Here is a 14,854-nt window from a genome sequence, read left to right on the forward strand (position 1 = left end):
GATGAAAAAGTCACTTCTTACATTGGCATTCGCATTAACGCTCAGCGGTTGCTCTATTTACGAACATCAAGAAGAAGTCAAATCAGAAATTATGGCTGATAGAAATGACGCCATAGAAATTCGTAATAGAAAAAACCAGTACAGCAATATCACTATCAGTAAAGAACTGTACGTTGAACAACTGTCTCATAAAGATGCAAAAAAACCTGAGTGGCACTTCAAGCGCGACAGCTACCATTATCGTGATATTCCGCTGCACAGCATTTTGTCTTCTATTTTTATCGGCGAAAACGTCTCACACAAATTTATTGACGGTACAGACCGAAAAAAGCTGGCTTCTTTAGATCTTGAAAATGGTTATAAAGGTGATGCATTAGATTATGTTGCGGCGAATGTCGGATATAGCTACACGATTGAAAACTCAACTATTCTATGGTCGCAATTTGAAACTGATACTTTCGATATCGCGATGTTCCCTGGTGAAAACCAATTTGGTATCGGTAAGACGGGTGAATCTACCGTCAATTTAAGCTCAGGCGAGGATGGCGCCTCAATCGTATCGAGTGCGGATGAGTTCTCTCATATCAAAGGCACATTAAAAGTTTTCGAAGACATCATTTCATCGCTAGACGCAATTAAGTCTGAAGATGGATTTATCAGCTATTCTGAAAGCTACTCGACAATCACGGTTAAAGATTATCCATCGAATGTTGCTGCAATGCGTGATGAAATCGAACGCGTTAATGAGCGTCTGCAGCGGATGGTATCAATCGACATGGAAGTGATTGATGTTGTTATTAACGATGAAACCAAAGCAGGTCTAGATTGGACCGTCATCGCTGAACAACTAGGTTCTAAAGATTATATCTTTGGCGCGGCTAGCGGCATGTTAGATACCGTTTCTAGTAATGTCGCTCCTATGTTGATTAGTGCAGGTATCGGTCAAGGCAGAACTTCTGGCACTTCAGCTATGGTCGAATTACTTAAGGCACAAGGTGGCGTTAGTCGTCGTGCATTACCGCGTGCGGTCACGTTACATAACCGTGTCGTAAAACTAAGAAATGTAGACACTCAGGATATTGTTTCAGAGCGTTCAATCAACAACACCGTTAACTCTGGCAGTGAAGTTGGCGTTAAACAAAAAACGGTTGAGACCGGTTTCTCAATGTATGCATTACCGACCATTATTAACGGTGATGTTGTCATGCGTTTAACCACAAACATGAGCACGCTGCTTGGTATCGATAAGAAGAGTCTCGGTGCTGGAACGGGTGAAAACGATGATGCCCTTTACGTCGAGTCAGCTCGAATCAGTGATAAAGATTTTGATAATACCGTGGTAATTCCACATGGATCATCATTAGTCATCGCTGGATTATCATCAACAAGAATGCATCAGCAACACAATAATGCTGGTTACGATGCGTTAGGTTTTGCTGGTGGTGCCAAGAAAAAACGTGTTGAGACAATTATCGTCATCACACCGACTATCTTACGAGGTAGCCGCGGATGATATCGATCGATAAAGCACTCACTCAATACAGCTTGTTTTGTTCGACACCCTTAGATTTACCGAAAGATCAACGACAGGCAAACGGGATTCTTGAGCAATTTAAAACACTCAATATTACGCACTACTGCCTGATTAGTTCAGCCCAAAGTGGCTTGTTTGCCAAGTCTCGAATTTTAGGTTTAAAACATGATCGCTGGCCTATTGCTTATGCCATTACGGATAAGCTCAAACTCAATTCGTTTATTTATGTTCATTTTGAAGATGAAAGCCCAAGCTTCATGGTGATAATGAAGGATCAGCGTGTCGTTGATACTTTCACTCGAGATAATTTTAAAGATGAATCTTGTCCTGAGCATATCGCTAGCTTAGTCAAAACCTTTAAAACACAGCTGAGCATAATCTCTAATACCGAGTTAAATGAACTGGCTTTAAGCGAATGTGGGCTTAATGAATATCACAGTGCACACACAGTAAACTCAACACTGCTTGATGATATTTGCCGCTCATCGGTTGTAAGTAAATATCAAAATAACATTTTAAATACGACACAACTGTTGAAAACGATTAAAGACGCCAACAGTTACAAATACTTTTTAATTGCAGCTTTATTATTCCTAATCGGCGGGAGTTATGCCGCTTACAGTTTAAATTTCGAAGAAAAAGAGATCCGTACCGAGATCATTGATGACCATAAAGATCTCAGAGAAGCGTTTGCTAATAGCACCAATTTTAAATCACAAGTCCTGCCGTTTTACGCTGATATGAACGAGCTTGTGAAACTGAAAGGTTGGTCTGTCACTAGCATGAAGCTGACGACTTTTAAGGGTAAGAGGTTGGTCTCATATAAAGTCGAACGCGCTAATGGTATCAGTCAAAGCCTTCAAACGTTTGCCTCAAAAAATCATTTTAAAATCGAAGTCAAAGACGGTGAGTATTTCTTACTTGCCGAAAACAAAAACATGTCGGTCTTTGAGGGACCTGGTCGTATGTCGATTGACGCGATAAAAAATTACATTTATGACGCAACCCAAGTGTATTGGTCGGATTCAGTAAAAGTATCGATAAAAGCCATTAATTTATCCAAAAAATGGCAAGCCACTCCAATGCAGGTGACTGTTACAAACTGGTCAGTAGAAGACTTTGATTCACTCGCGAGTACGTTAAGTCATATTCCCGCTTCGTTCGTCGATGCTGACTTAACGACGGATGAGTTTCATATGATAAGCGGTCAATTGAACTTTAATTTATTAGGAATTTAACTTATGGCATTAAGTAACGGTAAGAAAGCAATGTTGGTTCTTTTAGGTGTTGCTGGGGCTTTCACTGTGTACTTGAACTACGAACAGTTTCAATATTCGAGTGATGTTCAAGTAAGCAGTAATCAAGCGACTAACCAAAGTAGTCATCAAGCTGACAAGGGCATTCATTCCCCTGCAGCACTCGGAAAAGATACTCAAAAAATCATTGAACGTGATGGAGAAACAATTGTACAAATCACTAAGGCACCACCTCCTGAGTGGCGCGCCCCCGTCTATTCAGACTTACAAAATGCAGCAATCATTCTTGCTCAAGCTGTCAATGGTGAAGAAGCCGCCGCTTGGCTCTATGAAATCAACTCTAGCCGTCTTGCAAAAGTACGCGTCGCTAATTCAGAGCTAAAGAAACAACTGTCTGAAAACCTGCTAGAGACAGAACGCAACCAAAAAGAGCGTAATAAAGTTAACCTGAATACTGACGAGCCAAAAATGAAATCTACTGCCTACTTAGACGATGAAGAATTTCCCACTTCTTTATCAAGTTTTAGAGGCCAAAGCAGTAATGGTAGTACTGGTGGTGAAGTCACGAAATCAAGAGCACGACTTGTGTTAAAAGGTATTCGAAAAAACCATGTCACGCTGGCATTCGGCGACGATTACTTTCCAGATGCGAAAGTTGGTCAAACCGCATTTAATCGCTACAAGGTTGCAAGTATTAACGTCAAAGAGCGTTTTGCCACTGTAGTAGATAAAAGAAGTGGAAAGACTAAAACCTTATTCTATGGACAGTAATAGGCATCGATGATTATGGAAAATTATTCACTGGAACTTGCCGATTTAAAGCCTAGCTTTAAGTTATTTTGTAAAAATCTACTGAAAAACGATATTCCCATTTTTGTTAGTAATTCTGGGCAGGTTTACCTTAATAAAGAGCTCATGCTTGCTCATCCTGTCGCGTTCAGTGAGCTCAAACGTCACTATGGATTAGTTTTCAATCAACAATTGGTGTTCGATAATATTGTTTATGAGGATAAAACTGATATTCAGGAGCACCTTGAAAGTTACATTACTGAATCGAAGAACGTAGAAATCAACGAGACAGAAACAAAACGTAAACTTACCGAATGGGCAATTAAAGCCATCCAAAACCGTTGTTCAGATATTCACGTCTTTATGGAGCCGGGTCGTACACGATTGGAGTTTAGAAAAGATGGCTTAATTGATCGTCGGTTAAGAACAACAGATGACTACCAAACAGTAAAAGCGGTCATTCGTACTCTTTATGATAAAGGCCGTGGAAAACAAGAATTCAGTGAGAACTCAACTCAGGGAAACAGTTATGGCCTGACACTCACAGATTTTACAATTGTCGACGATAACGGAAATGAAAAACTCATCAATGAAATGAACGTCATGTTGAGGGTTGAGAAAGCCTTATATGAGCTTGGCGTCAAATCAAAAGAGTCGGTGCAAAAGGCGGTTATACGTGTCTCGACGCAGAATAAATCGAAAAACCTGACACAACTGAACGTCCCTACCCACGTCAGCCAATGTATCAATCAAGTCATGCAGCAACCGAGTGGCTTTATCATCATTTCGGGACCGACAGGATCGGGTAAATCGACACTTGCTCACGGTGCTCTACACAGTTTTCCTGAAGGAAAAGTTTTAGAAGCGCTGGAAGATCCTGTTGAAGTCATTGCTGAACACAACTCGCTCATCACGCAAACCAACGTCAATATTGCAGAGGGATTTGAATCTCAACTGAAAAGTTTAATGCGAAAAGATCCTGATGGCATTTTTATTGGTGAAATGCGTGATGCGGTTTCTGCCGAAATTGCAATGACCGCAGCATCTACAGGCCACTTAGTCCTCACAACAACACACGCCAACGACACCATTCTTACACTTGTACGCCTCAAAGATCTGGGTGTGAGTTATGCCGATATGGGTACCGAAGGAACGCTTTCGATGTTCATTGCACAACGTTTAGTGCCGTCACTGTGCCAGCATTGTGCTACCGACTCAGAAAACGACACTTACTATGAAGCACTCAATCTCAATCGAGAGGAACATACGATAAAACATCGTAATCCGTCAGGATGCGAACACTGCACGAATGGCATTACAGGACGTTTGCCAATCATCGAATATTTATTGTTCGATAAAGAAATCTGTCAATTTATTCGAGATGAAAAACTTGAACTGATTGAGCCATATATTCGCTCAAAGGGATGGTTATCACTGGTTGATCGCGCACGTGTTGCCATTGCCGCAGGAAAGATCGACCCTGCAATGGTTAATCAGTTCATTAAAGATGTTATTCCAACGGACAGCGTTATTCGCTACGCATAAAGGACGCAAAAGAGATGGACTACGACATTGGATTAAATAACCCAACGACACAGGTAACTAAGGTGAATCGATTAGAATCACTGCAGTTCACTAACAAAAAGCAACAGGCATTTATTGAATTGTATCTATCGTTGAAGATCAATAATGCAGATCAGGTCGTTGAGAAAGATGATGTCATTTTTGAGATGATGAGAGATATTTTCACTGAGGTCTATAGCGAGAGCTCAATTTACGTCACTGTTTGCCAATATCTATTAGACAGTATTGAACAAGGGATCAGTCGAGATGATGCGATGTCCCAATATTTCAATAATGATGTGGTGCAAATTTTTGCAATTACTACAACGGTAACATCACAAGCCAGTGGTTCAAATGTCTTATCGCTGTTATCGCAATTTCTAAAACGCCAATTTAAGATAAACGCAACCACTAAGCGAACTCTCTTTATCTCTGCTTTTATAATTGCAATCGGCATCTTAACATTTGTGATCACCGCGACTACCGCTTTGCCGTTACTCGCATCTAGCTACTCAATTGAGCTGACAGGTTACTCAAAACTTATCGCTAACATAGGCAACGTCATTACGACTATCGGCTTTTTTTGGCTACCAATACTGATTGTTCTGATAAAGCTGTTTAGCTACAGCTTGTCACATTTCGCCTGGCTACCAATTTATCGTTATCAAAAAGTCGCCCACCTTTTTTCCATGTTGGCATTAATCAAAAGCACAGGTGAAACGACGATCGATGGATTGGAGTTAATAAAACCTAATTTAATCCCCTTTTTACACCCCCACGTTGAACAGATGCTCAATACAGATGGTTCACAAAAAGGCTTCGATCACCTTGATACAGGATTATTGAGCTTAGAAGCGCGAGTGAAATTAAGAAGTATTGGACGAATTCAGTCAGTGGATGCAGATAGCAGTTTTCTTGACCTCTCAGAGTTTATTGAGACAAACAACACTAAGAAAATAGAGACACTTGCAGGACTGACACCGCTATTCGCTCTTGGCATCACGATAGTCTTGATGCTGAGTGTTTTAGCTTCAGTCGTCATGCTCATGATGGAAGGCATGGGGCTAAGTTGATACGTTGTTTTTTTTTGACCTCAAGAAAAAAACGACCATTTCCTTATGAGCATATTTGCAATAATAAAAACGAACTTCATTCCTAACTTTAAGGACAATCCGATGGAAAAGATAAAGCAAAACGACGTTGCACTGGAAAAAGATCCAATTAAAACGTTAAACCGAAAAAGTCGCCGTCAAGCTGGTGCGATATTGTCTGCTGATGCACTGTTCTATTTTGTGGTTATAATTGCTATATCAGTTCTTGCAGCAATGGCGATTAAACCTGGTATGAGTATGTTGCGTGCTTATAATTTAGCAGCACATCTCGATATTATAAATAAAGCAGTAAGCATTAATTACGCGCACTCAGGTGTTTACAGCACGCTGGATATGGACGAGTTAAAGCAAGATCTTCCTAAAGACTGGGATGATGGCACAAACGTCGGTGTCGCAGTCAATCCATGGGGCGGTAATTACACTTGTAGCGTTGGCTCAGTACCTTATATTTACACATGCACAGCAACTAATGTTGGTGTCTATGATTCAAAGCGAATTATCGATAACTACGGTAGCCGCGTTGTATACAATCCTTCAACGAAAACAGCAGTATTTACCTATGGTGAAGTCTAATCATAGGCAGCATGGTTTTGTCTTGGCGACCAACTTGGTCGCCTTGATGATGGCTATGATTACAATAACAGTCATGTTCAGCATCATTACTATGATGGTTATTAAAATTAACCACCAAAAACAACTTATATATCAAGTCGAAAAATTATTCTTTGCCACGGAAGAATATTATTTAGTTAATTGCGACAGCAATGATCCATCAAGTCCTGATAATGTCATAAACCCAACTGTTTCATCTTTAAAAACCGATGGTTTTTTGACGGAAAATGACAAAATAATAAATCCTTTCGGTAACCCATTTACTATTAATTTCGATCGTAGCACTGGAAGCACCAATATTATTATTGAAGCAACATTTAATTCTGAAAGGTACTTTAAAGGAATAAAAAATAAAGCAGAGAAATATTTTGGTGTGGCTGTTAATAACAAAACCGTATATTTCTCACGTCCCCTTTTATTTGGAAAGGAAACCGAGATAGCACAAGATAATAGTGTTTTTGGCGGAAACATTTGTCACAAATAATAAAGTTAACAAAGCTCACACTTTTTCTTTACAAGCCTGTTATAAACAAAATATCGCTTGTATATTAAAAATACAAATAATCAGTTAATGGTCTGGAATAACTGAATGGTTGACCACTTACCCACCATTGCAAATATTTCAGTCAAGTTATCATTTGATTAATCACCGCCTCCCACAGTTTAAACACTTTCAGTTACTGAGAGTGTTTACTTTTTTTAAGGAAACACCATGAAAAAGTTATTACTAACAACTCTTACTGCTCTTGTAGCAGCTCCAGCATTCGCAGGAATGCAACCATTTTTCGCTAAAAACATTCCAGAAGGATGGCCTAGTTACGAAATTAAAGATTATAACGCCCAAGTTGAAGATGGTTATGACGGTCCACTGAGTAACATTCTTGTCATTTACGATCCAAGCATCAAACCTGAGCAGTTAAATCGTTACTTGGTACAGCAAACCGCGATTGCTAATAAAGCTCACGACATCAACAACATCAAATACCGCCGTAATGTTGTTGCCGCCATTCCTATGAAATTGGAAGGCGATAATGTGGCAGAAGTTGCTGATAGTTTTTCATTTGGTGATTTTGATGAGATACGCCGCAAATACGGTGCTTCAGTCGTCTCACTTGTAATCAACAGTAACCTTGCTGACCGTCAGTGTGGTGTGCAAACCAGTTACCACACCGTCAGCGTATTTAACGAAGCCTGCTCACTACCAACGTTGCTAGCGCACGAATGGGGACACGTTGACCGTCTAGGTCATGAGTACGAGCACACACAATCACATTTTGAAGACGACAACTACGCATGGCGCTGTGGCGGAAAACCGACCATCATGAGTGCCGACCTCAATTACGATCAGTTTGATTTGAATGAGTTCTATTCGGATCCAAACGTTACAAGAGGTGGCGAGGCGTGTGGTACGGTAACCGCAAACAATGCGAAAGTACTGAAAGAATCAATCGCCCATCCAAATTCATACTGGCAAAATGTTACCCCACTAGAAAAAATTGGTAACGTCACTATTGCTCTGGATGAAAACCAATCGTCAGAATTTGAGAAAGTTATCACGGTGACACGTGATGGTGACGTGTCTCAAGCTGCTTCGATTGAGGTTTATTCAGATGCGGTAACCGCTGTGCCAGCAACCGATTATCAAGAGCTGGCAAAACGTGTTGAGTTTGCACCGAACGAAACCACAAAAACGGTATCTCTACAACTTGTCAATCCAGCACCTACTGATGCGATTTGTGATGATGGTGAAAGAACGTTAAAACTTGGTACACGATGGGGCGAGAAACTTGGCTCATCTAACCAACTCGATTTAACCGTTAAAACGCCTGAAGACACGCTCGCTAATTGTGCAAAAGACAAAGAGCCTGAACCAACACCAACACCAACACCAGATAATGGAAATGGTGGCGGTAGCGGCGGTAGCACTGGCTTGCTAACATTATTCGGCCTAGCGTTATGCGCGTTAAGGGCTAGAAAGCGCCACTAAACACAACCGTGTTATACAAAAACCAATCCCTCGGGATTGGTTTTTTGTTTTTCAAGTAGCAGTTTTTTGCTAGAATCAAATAACAACTCGGACCCGCCTTTATGGTTACCAAATATCAACGCAATCCTAAGACAAAGGAATTTCCATGGTATTTCGTAATCTATCAATTTTAGCAATACTCATGATAATGAGTCTCGGCGTTCACGCCAATACATCTGTGTCAAATACGGCATCAGATCTCAGCATACAAATCACTAAAAATGAGTTAGCTCAAAAGGAGCGTTACGCTAAGCTCACAACCGCTACAGCAAGAGACATTAATAAGGTTAGAGCAGGCATCGTTGCTTACTACATGGCAAATATGGGCTGGCCAGCTAATTTAAGCGATATTGAAAGTGATGGTTTTTATGCCGGTTCATTTAAAACGCCTTATGGCACCATTAATGGCGAACCAAACGGCAGTAACTACGATTTATACGTTTCAATGGCTGATAATAGTGATCAAGGAAAACGTATTGCATCGCTAGTGGCGGCGAAATCAGGCGGAACAGCAAATAATGAGAAAGTAAGCCTCTCTGTTGGAGTCCCTACCGCTGCATCATTAGTGTCAGGTATGCTCTCGCGCAAATACGATCCAAGCAATCCCGATGCAAACAAAATGGAAACGTCCATTGATATGAATGGGAATAATATCAATGATATTAACACCCTAAATGCAAAGTCCCTAGCCGCTGATAATGCCACAATCGATACCGCATTATCGGTTACCGGTGATACCACTCTAAACAATCTCACGGCAACAGGTATTACTAGTCTAGCTACATTGACCGTTAACGAAGACGCTAATTTTAAAAAAAACGTAACTGTAGATGGTACAACGTCAGCCAAAGACATCAGTGTTACTAACCAAATAGAAACCGACACGCTGAATTCAGATTCATTGACCGTTACAGGCTTATCAACCTTTAAGGGGGGGGCTACGGTAAATGGTCCATTAACGGTGACAGGTAATACTACCTTTAATGACAATTTGAATATGAAGGACGATACAACTCTAACTGCCAGTAATATTAAGTCCAAAAACTTGCAAGTTTTGGGGGTAGCGAACATCCAAGACGCCATCATCGGTACACTCAGTGTGAACGAAAATGTTTCTGTTGAAGGTGTGATCAAGCAAAAAGAAAATTTAGTCGTCGATGATACAGGTCGTCTTTACGAACAAGGTCAACTTGTTTCAACTAAGTACGCAAGCTTAGAAGGTGACAATGTGTTCAGCGGTAATCAAACTTTTAAAAATAATGTTAATTTCAATCAACTCTCGATCAACCAGGGATTGAATACCAATCAACTCTCGATCAAGAAAAATGGTGCTTGGGTCGATGTGTCCAGTGAACTGACTCGATACATGCAGGACGTTAATAGTCATCGACAAGAGATCAATCAACTATCAAGCGATTATGGTTCTTTAGTCGGAAAAATTAATCAAGCAAACTCCAGAATTACGAGTGCAACAAACACAGTGAATAGTTTCAACAACAGAATTACTAATGCTGAGAGAACAGCTAACAGTGCCAACAGCACTGCAGGTAGTGCACTGTGGTATGGACAAGATGCGAGAACACGAAGTCAAGACAACGAACGTTCAATCAATGGTATTAATACACGCCTTGCCAGTTTAGAAAGTTTTGAAAGAAATTGCAGAAATAAACACTATGTCTGTAATTAGTCAATAAATAGAACATTCAATTTACTGGCACCAAAAACCCGCTCAATGCGGGTTTTTTTTTTAGCTCAAGAAAAAACCAACAAAATAAACGACGGCCTTTTTGTTACGCTAGTCAAATAATGTGCTCAAGGAACAGCAATAATGGCTAACGAAGAATATTTGGTGGTTATAAACAAAACAGGTCGCAGGGAGCTGCTGGGAATTTTTAAGTGTCAGGACACTGATGCATTATGGTCAATGGTATCGAGTAAAAGCAAACGGCTAAGGCAACGTGCGTCAGACGGTGATTATATTGAATATTGTGAAATAACTAACGTTAGCTATTCAATTGATCTGACAGGCCGTGTGAGAAGCAATCAGCCACCATTTATTCATAGTTTTCATTATGATGAAGAGTTTGGCAAATTCATACAAAGCGCGCGTTGGAATATATTAAAGAGGCCAACTAAACCGAAAGTTGCATAATTTTAAACTGTGATAGCGTAATAGCAAAAGCTACATTCAACCTTGGGACACATTATGCCAGCCATTATCATTATTGCCGCTGTGCTCTATTACTCATTAGTAAATAGCACTATCACATATTAAAAAAGCGCCTTTAGGCGCTTTTTTTTACTTCACGTAATGCTTGAAAAGGCTTGTGAACGCAACAGGATCGTCAATCGGGCTCACCGATTGGCTGTGCCTTGTGATGTGTCGTTTGTTATTCAAAATTAATAAATAAAGTTGATCTACATAATTCAGTTTTAAGTGATTTTCTAAATGCGAATTTAAGGCATTAAATATTTTAGTCATATCCGCTTTTTGTATTAAATATGTCCCTATAGATATAGGCTGTAACGTTTGATGGCTACTATCAACTCTAGATTTAATACGATTCTCAAAATCACCGGTTAAGCTAACTAATTCTGAAATGGTGCGTTGAATATCATCCTCACCGGAATAGTAGCTTAATAGTAGTTTTGGCTCTTCTTTTGTGATGGTTATCCAAATGTGATGATGAGCAGTTACGGCCTTACCTGAAGGCAACTTAGCAATAACAAATTTACGAGCATTAACATTGCGTAATGCTGACGGCTCAACAACAGGTGGTTTATCTGCATTTAAAAATGCAGGTGTCATATCTAAGTGAGCATTAAGTAACGGACCTGACTTAGCTAGTTCTTCATTCTTATGCTGCTCTGTAATAATGTTGACAACATTGCTAGGAATATCTTCAAGACTTGAATCTGGTTCTATCATTTTATAATCAAATCCAGGTTCAACTAACTTTTCGGCATGTAGTGATAACTCTTCAGAGTAGTAGAATTGAGGTGAGTAACTATAAAAACCACTTTTTTTAAGTAACTTAGTGTCAATTTCTTTGTCCGAATTAGTTGTTTTTGTTAGCGTAAGTGCTGGTAACGAGTTGCGGATTACATCTTTAGAATAATAACTAACCTCAAGATATACTTTTTTATTTACACCAATCCCGTCAAATAAGAATTCAAAGAAAATACCGCCAATCCATGCTTCAATTTTAGAAATGAATCGACGTTTTTTTAAAACAAAATTCAAACCAACTATTTGACCTTCACGATCTAAGAACTTTACTTTGTCTTCATTCCTAAATCTGTATTCAGAATTGTTTTTAATAAAATTAACAAAACGAGAAGCGTGCTCTCGTAAGGATGTGATAATAAAATGAGCAAATTGCTCGGAACTTTGAGGTACTTGTTTTTCTCCACTAACAATTGGAAATACTTTCATCAAATCAACATGGTCATAGGTAATATGCTGCGACTGTGAGTGCTTTCCTGGCCACTTCAATCTTGCGTCAAGATAGAGTAAAAAAGTGAAGTCATTTCCGCTAATAACCGACCATGGTAGAAGGTAAGGTCCTTTTGACTTTAATATATATTTAAGTGCTTCAACGTCCCATCGTAATACATAAATTTGGGGAAATTTCGATGATTCACGATGTGCTAACTTTTTCTCAATACGGAATAGTGGCTTTTGTTCTTCGCTAATCCATGTTTCATCTATTAACTTTCTGGAGCTGAATAGCGTATTGGCCCAAATTGCCAAATTATCATCGACAAACTTTTTCCAATGTTCGTGATTCTTGTCAACCATTAACCATGTTAATACCTGATCACGATCAATACTACAGATAGCTTCGACGTGGTCTTTTAAAATAAAAGATTTCTTATGGTACTCAAAGTAGTTCATTGTGAGGTTAATTATTAAATAAAGAAACCTCAAACGTTTGATGTCAGCAACTTCAAGTGTTGGGTCTGCTGCGGTAATACTTGACGTAAACGACTCAGAGTGATTTACAACAAAGCTCTTTTGATCTTTAAATAATATTCCACTTAAAGGTATAACATTTGAAAATCGAACATGATTTGGAAAGCTATCCAATTTAAAAAATGCCTTCAACAAAGCGTTATCATTGACGTGTAAATTAGGAGTAGACAGTGGATTTTGATCACCTGTAACGAGAAGGTGTCTATTAGTATTACTTACAACAGTAATATCAGTTTTAGAGTTATTGATAATTTGATCATAAGTTTGTTTTTTTGAGTTTATTATGTATAAGGAAGCTAATGTCTTTTTATTAAAATGAACAAAATTATCACACTGATGGCATAGCTCTATTTTATACAATTTGTGTAGCAATGAACGTGCGGAATTAAATTTTAAGTTTAGCACTTCAGCAATTTCTGAGGCAGAAAAACAGCGTTGGTTATTTATTTTATTAAATAGCAACTTAAATTTAGTAATGAGATCTTTTGTTAATATACTCTTATCTAGATCATCGATTGAATTAACGCACATAGGAAAATAAATGATGGGACCATCGCTAGCAAGACGATCTCTCTCCTCATATAAATTATTTTCTTTATTATAAAAAATCATGCTTTTCCTATTGTTCCTTAAAAAAGATCTAGATGTTGGATTTAGGATCTAGATATCAGATATACCCCACCCCCGCACAGTACTATAAATTCTTTTATATCAACATCTTAACCTGTAAATGCATTTGCTGATCATGTGATTTCATTAAATGATCTGTTATATGCATTTACTGATCTTATAAAATCATTTACTGATGCTACATCTAGACTTTCTGATCTGATATTTTTAGTTACTGATCATTTTCTTACTAAACAGCTTATTAACAGCTTATCCACAAATTAAGGATAAAACTTCCAAAATATGTCGTTTTTTTTTTGGCGCTCAGAAAAAAACGACACTTATCAACAGCTAAATGTGCAAGTATAAGTCTTGATGCAAGATTTAGGCTTACTATCAGCTTGTTAATCTAAAGGATAGATTAGCAGAAGTTCACTTGAGAGTTAAGTATCAGTACTTCACTTGAGAGTTAAGTATCAGTACTTCACTTGAGAGTTGAGTATCAATACTTCACTTGAGAGTTGAGTATCAATACTTCACTTGAGAGTTGAGTGTAAATACTTCACTTGAGAGTTGAGTATCAGTACTTCACTTGAGAGTTGAGTATCAGTACTTCACTTGAGAGTTGAGTGTAAATACTTCACTTGAGAGTTGAGTGTAAATACTTCACTTGAGAGTTGAGTATCAGTACTTCACTTGAGAGTTGAGTATCAGTACTTCACTTGAGAGTTGAGTATCAGTACTTCACTTGAGAGTTGAGTATCAATACTTCACTTGAGAGTTAATCGTCAGAAGTCGAAGTGAGCCATGATTATGTGGTGTTCACTTAAGAGTCGTGATTAACGTAACTCTTAAGTGAACTTGAATTGATTCTAAGTGACTGAAAAATATCATTAATTGATTTTTAACTGTTGATGGTGCTTATCATAAGTTCACTTGAGAGTTAAGTGTCAGAAGTCCAATTGAGCCGTGATTATGTGGTGTTCACTTGAGAGTCGTGATTAACGTAACTCTTAAGTGAACTTTAATTGATGCTAAGTCACTGAAAATTAGCATTAATTAATTTCTAACTGTTGATGGTATTTATCAGAAGTTCACTTGAGAGTTGAGTATCAGAAGTCGAAGTGAGCCATGATAATGTGGTGTTCACTTGAGAGTTGGGATTAACGTAACTCTTAAGTGAACTTGAAATGATGTTAAGTCACTGAAAAGTAGCATTAATTAATTTTTAACTGTTGATGGTATTTATCAGAAGTTCACTTGAGAGTTGAGTATCAGAAGTCGAAGTGAGCCGTGATAATGTGGTGTTCACTTGAGAGTTGGGATTAACGTAACTCTTAAGTGAACTTGAAATGATGTTAAGTCACTGAAAAGTAG

At 38.7% G+C, this 14,854-nt stretch carries 11 protein-coding genes; 10 read left to right on the forward strand and 1 reads right to left on the reverse strand.

Annotation, left to right across the window (positions count from 1 at the left end):
• The first annotated feature begins 1 nt into the window (after nt 1).
• The 10 genes from C9J40_RS20245 (at nt 2) to C9J40_RS20290 (ending at nt 11,044) form a co-directional block, all read left to right on the forward strand.
• Complete coding sequence (locus C9J40_RS20245; RefSeq protein ID WP_107247845.1) at nt 2-1,513, forward strand: type II secretion system protein GspD; 1,512 nt, start codon at nt 2-4, stop codon at nt 1,511-1,513.
• Nucleotides 1,510-2,772, forward strand: coding sequence for a hypothetical protein (locus C9J40_RS20250; protein WP_107247846.1), 1,263 nt, complete (start codon nt 1,510-1,512; stop codon nt 2,770-2,772). Before C9J40_RS20245 ends, C9J40_RS20250 begins: the two co-directional genes overlap by 4 nt.
• Before the next feature lie 3 nt (nt 2,773-2,775).
• Nucleotides 2,776-3,561: a hypothetical protein gene (locus C9J40_RS20255; RefSeq protein WP_107247847.1), complete on the forward strand. Its 786-nt coding sequence runs from the start codon at nt 2,776-2,778 to the stop codon at nt 3,559-3,561.
• Nucleotides 3,562-3,576: 15 nt separating this feature from the next.
• Nucleotides 3,577-5,124, forward strand: a complete 1,548-nt coding sequence (locus C9J40_RS20260) for a GspE/PulE family protein (RefSeq protein ID WP_158259569.1) — start codon at nt 3,577-3,579, stop codon at nt 5,122-5,124.
• Between the two features lie 14 nt (nt 5,125-5,138).
• Nucleotides 5,139-6,215, forward strand: a complete 1,077-nt coding sequence (locus C9J40_RS20265) for a hypothetical protein (RefSeq protein ID WP_107247849.1) — start codon at nt 5,139-5,141, stop codon at nt 6,213-6,215.
• Nucleotides 6,216-6,317: 102 nt separating this feature from the next.
• On the forward strand, nt 6,318-6,827 hold the full coding sequence (locus C9J40_RS20270; RefSeq protein WP_107247850.1) for a hypothetical protein: 510 nt from the start codon (nt 6,318-6,320) through the stop codon (nt 6,825-6,827).
• Nucleotides 6,814-7,350, forward strand: coding sequence for a hypothetical protein (locus C9J40_RS20275; RefSeq protein ID WP_107247851.1), 537 nt, complete (start codon nt 6,814-6,816; stop codon nt 7,348-7,350). Before C9J40_RS20270 ends, C9J40_RS20275 begins: the two co-directional genes overlap by 14 nt.
• A 228-nt stretch (nt 7,351-7,578) precedes the next feature.
• The gene (locus tag C9J40_RS20280) at nt 7,579-8,853 is read left to right on the forward strand and encodes a GlyGly-CTERM sorting domain-containing protein (protein ID WP_107247852.1); all 1,275 of its coding nucleotides are present in this window, start codon (nt 7,579-7,581) and stop codon (nt 8,851-8,853) included.
• Between the two features lie 145 nt (nt 8,854-8,998).
• Nucleotides 8,999-10,579 (forward strand): hypothetical protein, encoded by a 1,581-nt coding sequence (locus C9J40_RS20285; RefSeq protein WP_107247853.1) that lies wholly within the window; start codon nt 8,999-9,001, stop codon nt 10,577-10,579.
• A gap of 141 nt (nt 10,580-10,720) precedes the next feature.
• Nucleotides 10,721-11,044 carry a hypothetical protein gene (locus C9J40_RS20290; protein WP_107247854.1) on the forward strand — a complete coding sequence of 108 codons (324 nt, stop codon included), beginning with the start codon at nt 10,721-10,723 and terminating at the stop codon, nt 11,042-11,044.
• Nucleotides 11,045-11,191: 147 nt separating this feature from the next.
• On the opposite strand, the gene C9J40_RS20295 is transcribed toward C9J40_RS20290, so the two are convergent.
• Complete coding sequence (locus C9J40_RS20295) at nt 11,192-13,480, reverse strand: hypothetical protein (protein ID WP_107247855.1); 2,289 nt, start codon at nt 13,478-13,480, stop codon at nt 11,192-11,194.
• Nucleotides 13,481-14,854: the final 1,374 nt, after the last annotated feature.

This window comes from Photobacterium sp. GB-72 (genome assembly GCF_003026095.1).
Lineage (GTDB): Bacteria > Pseudomonadota > Gammaproteobacteria > Enterobacterales > Vibrionaceae > Photobacterium.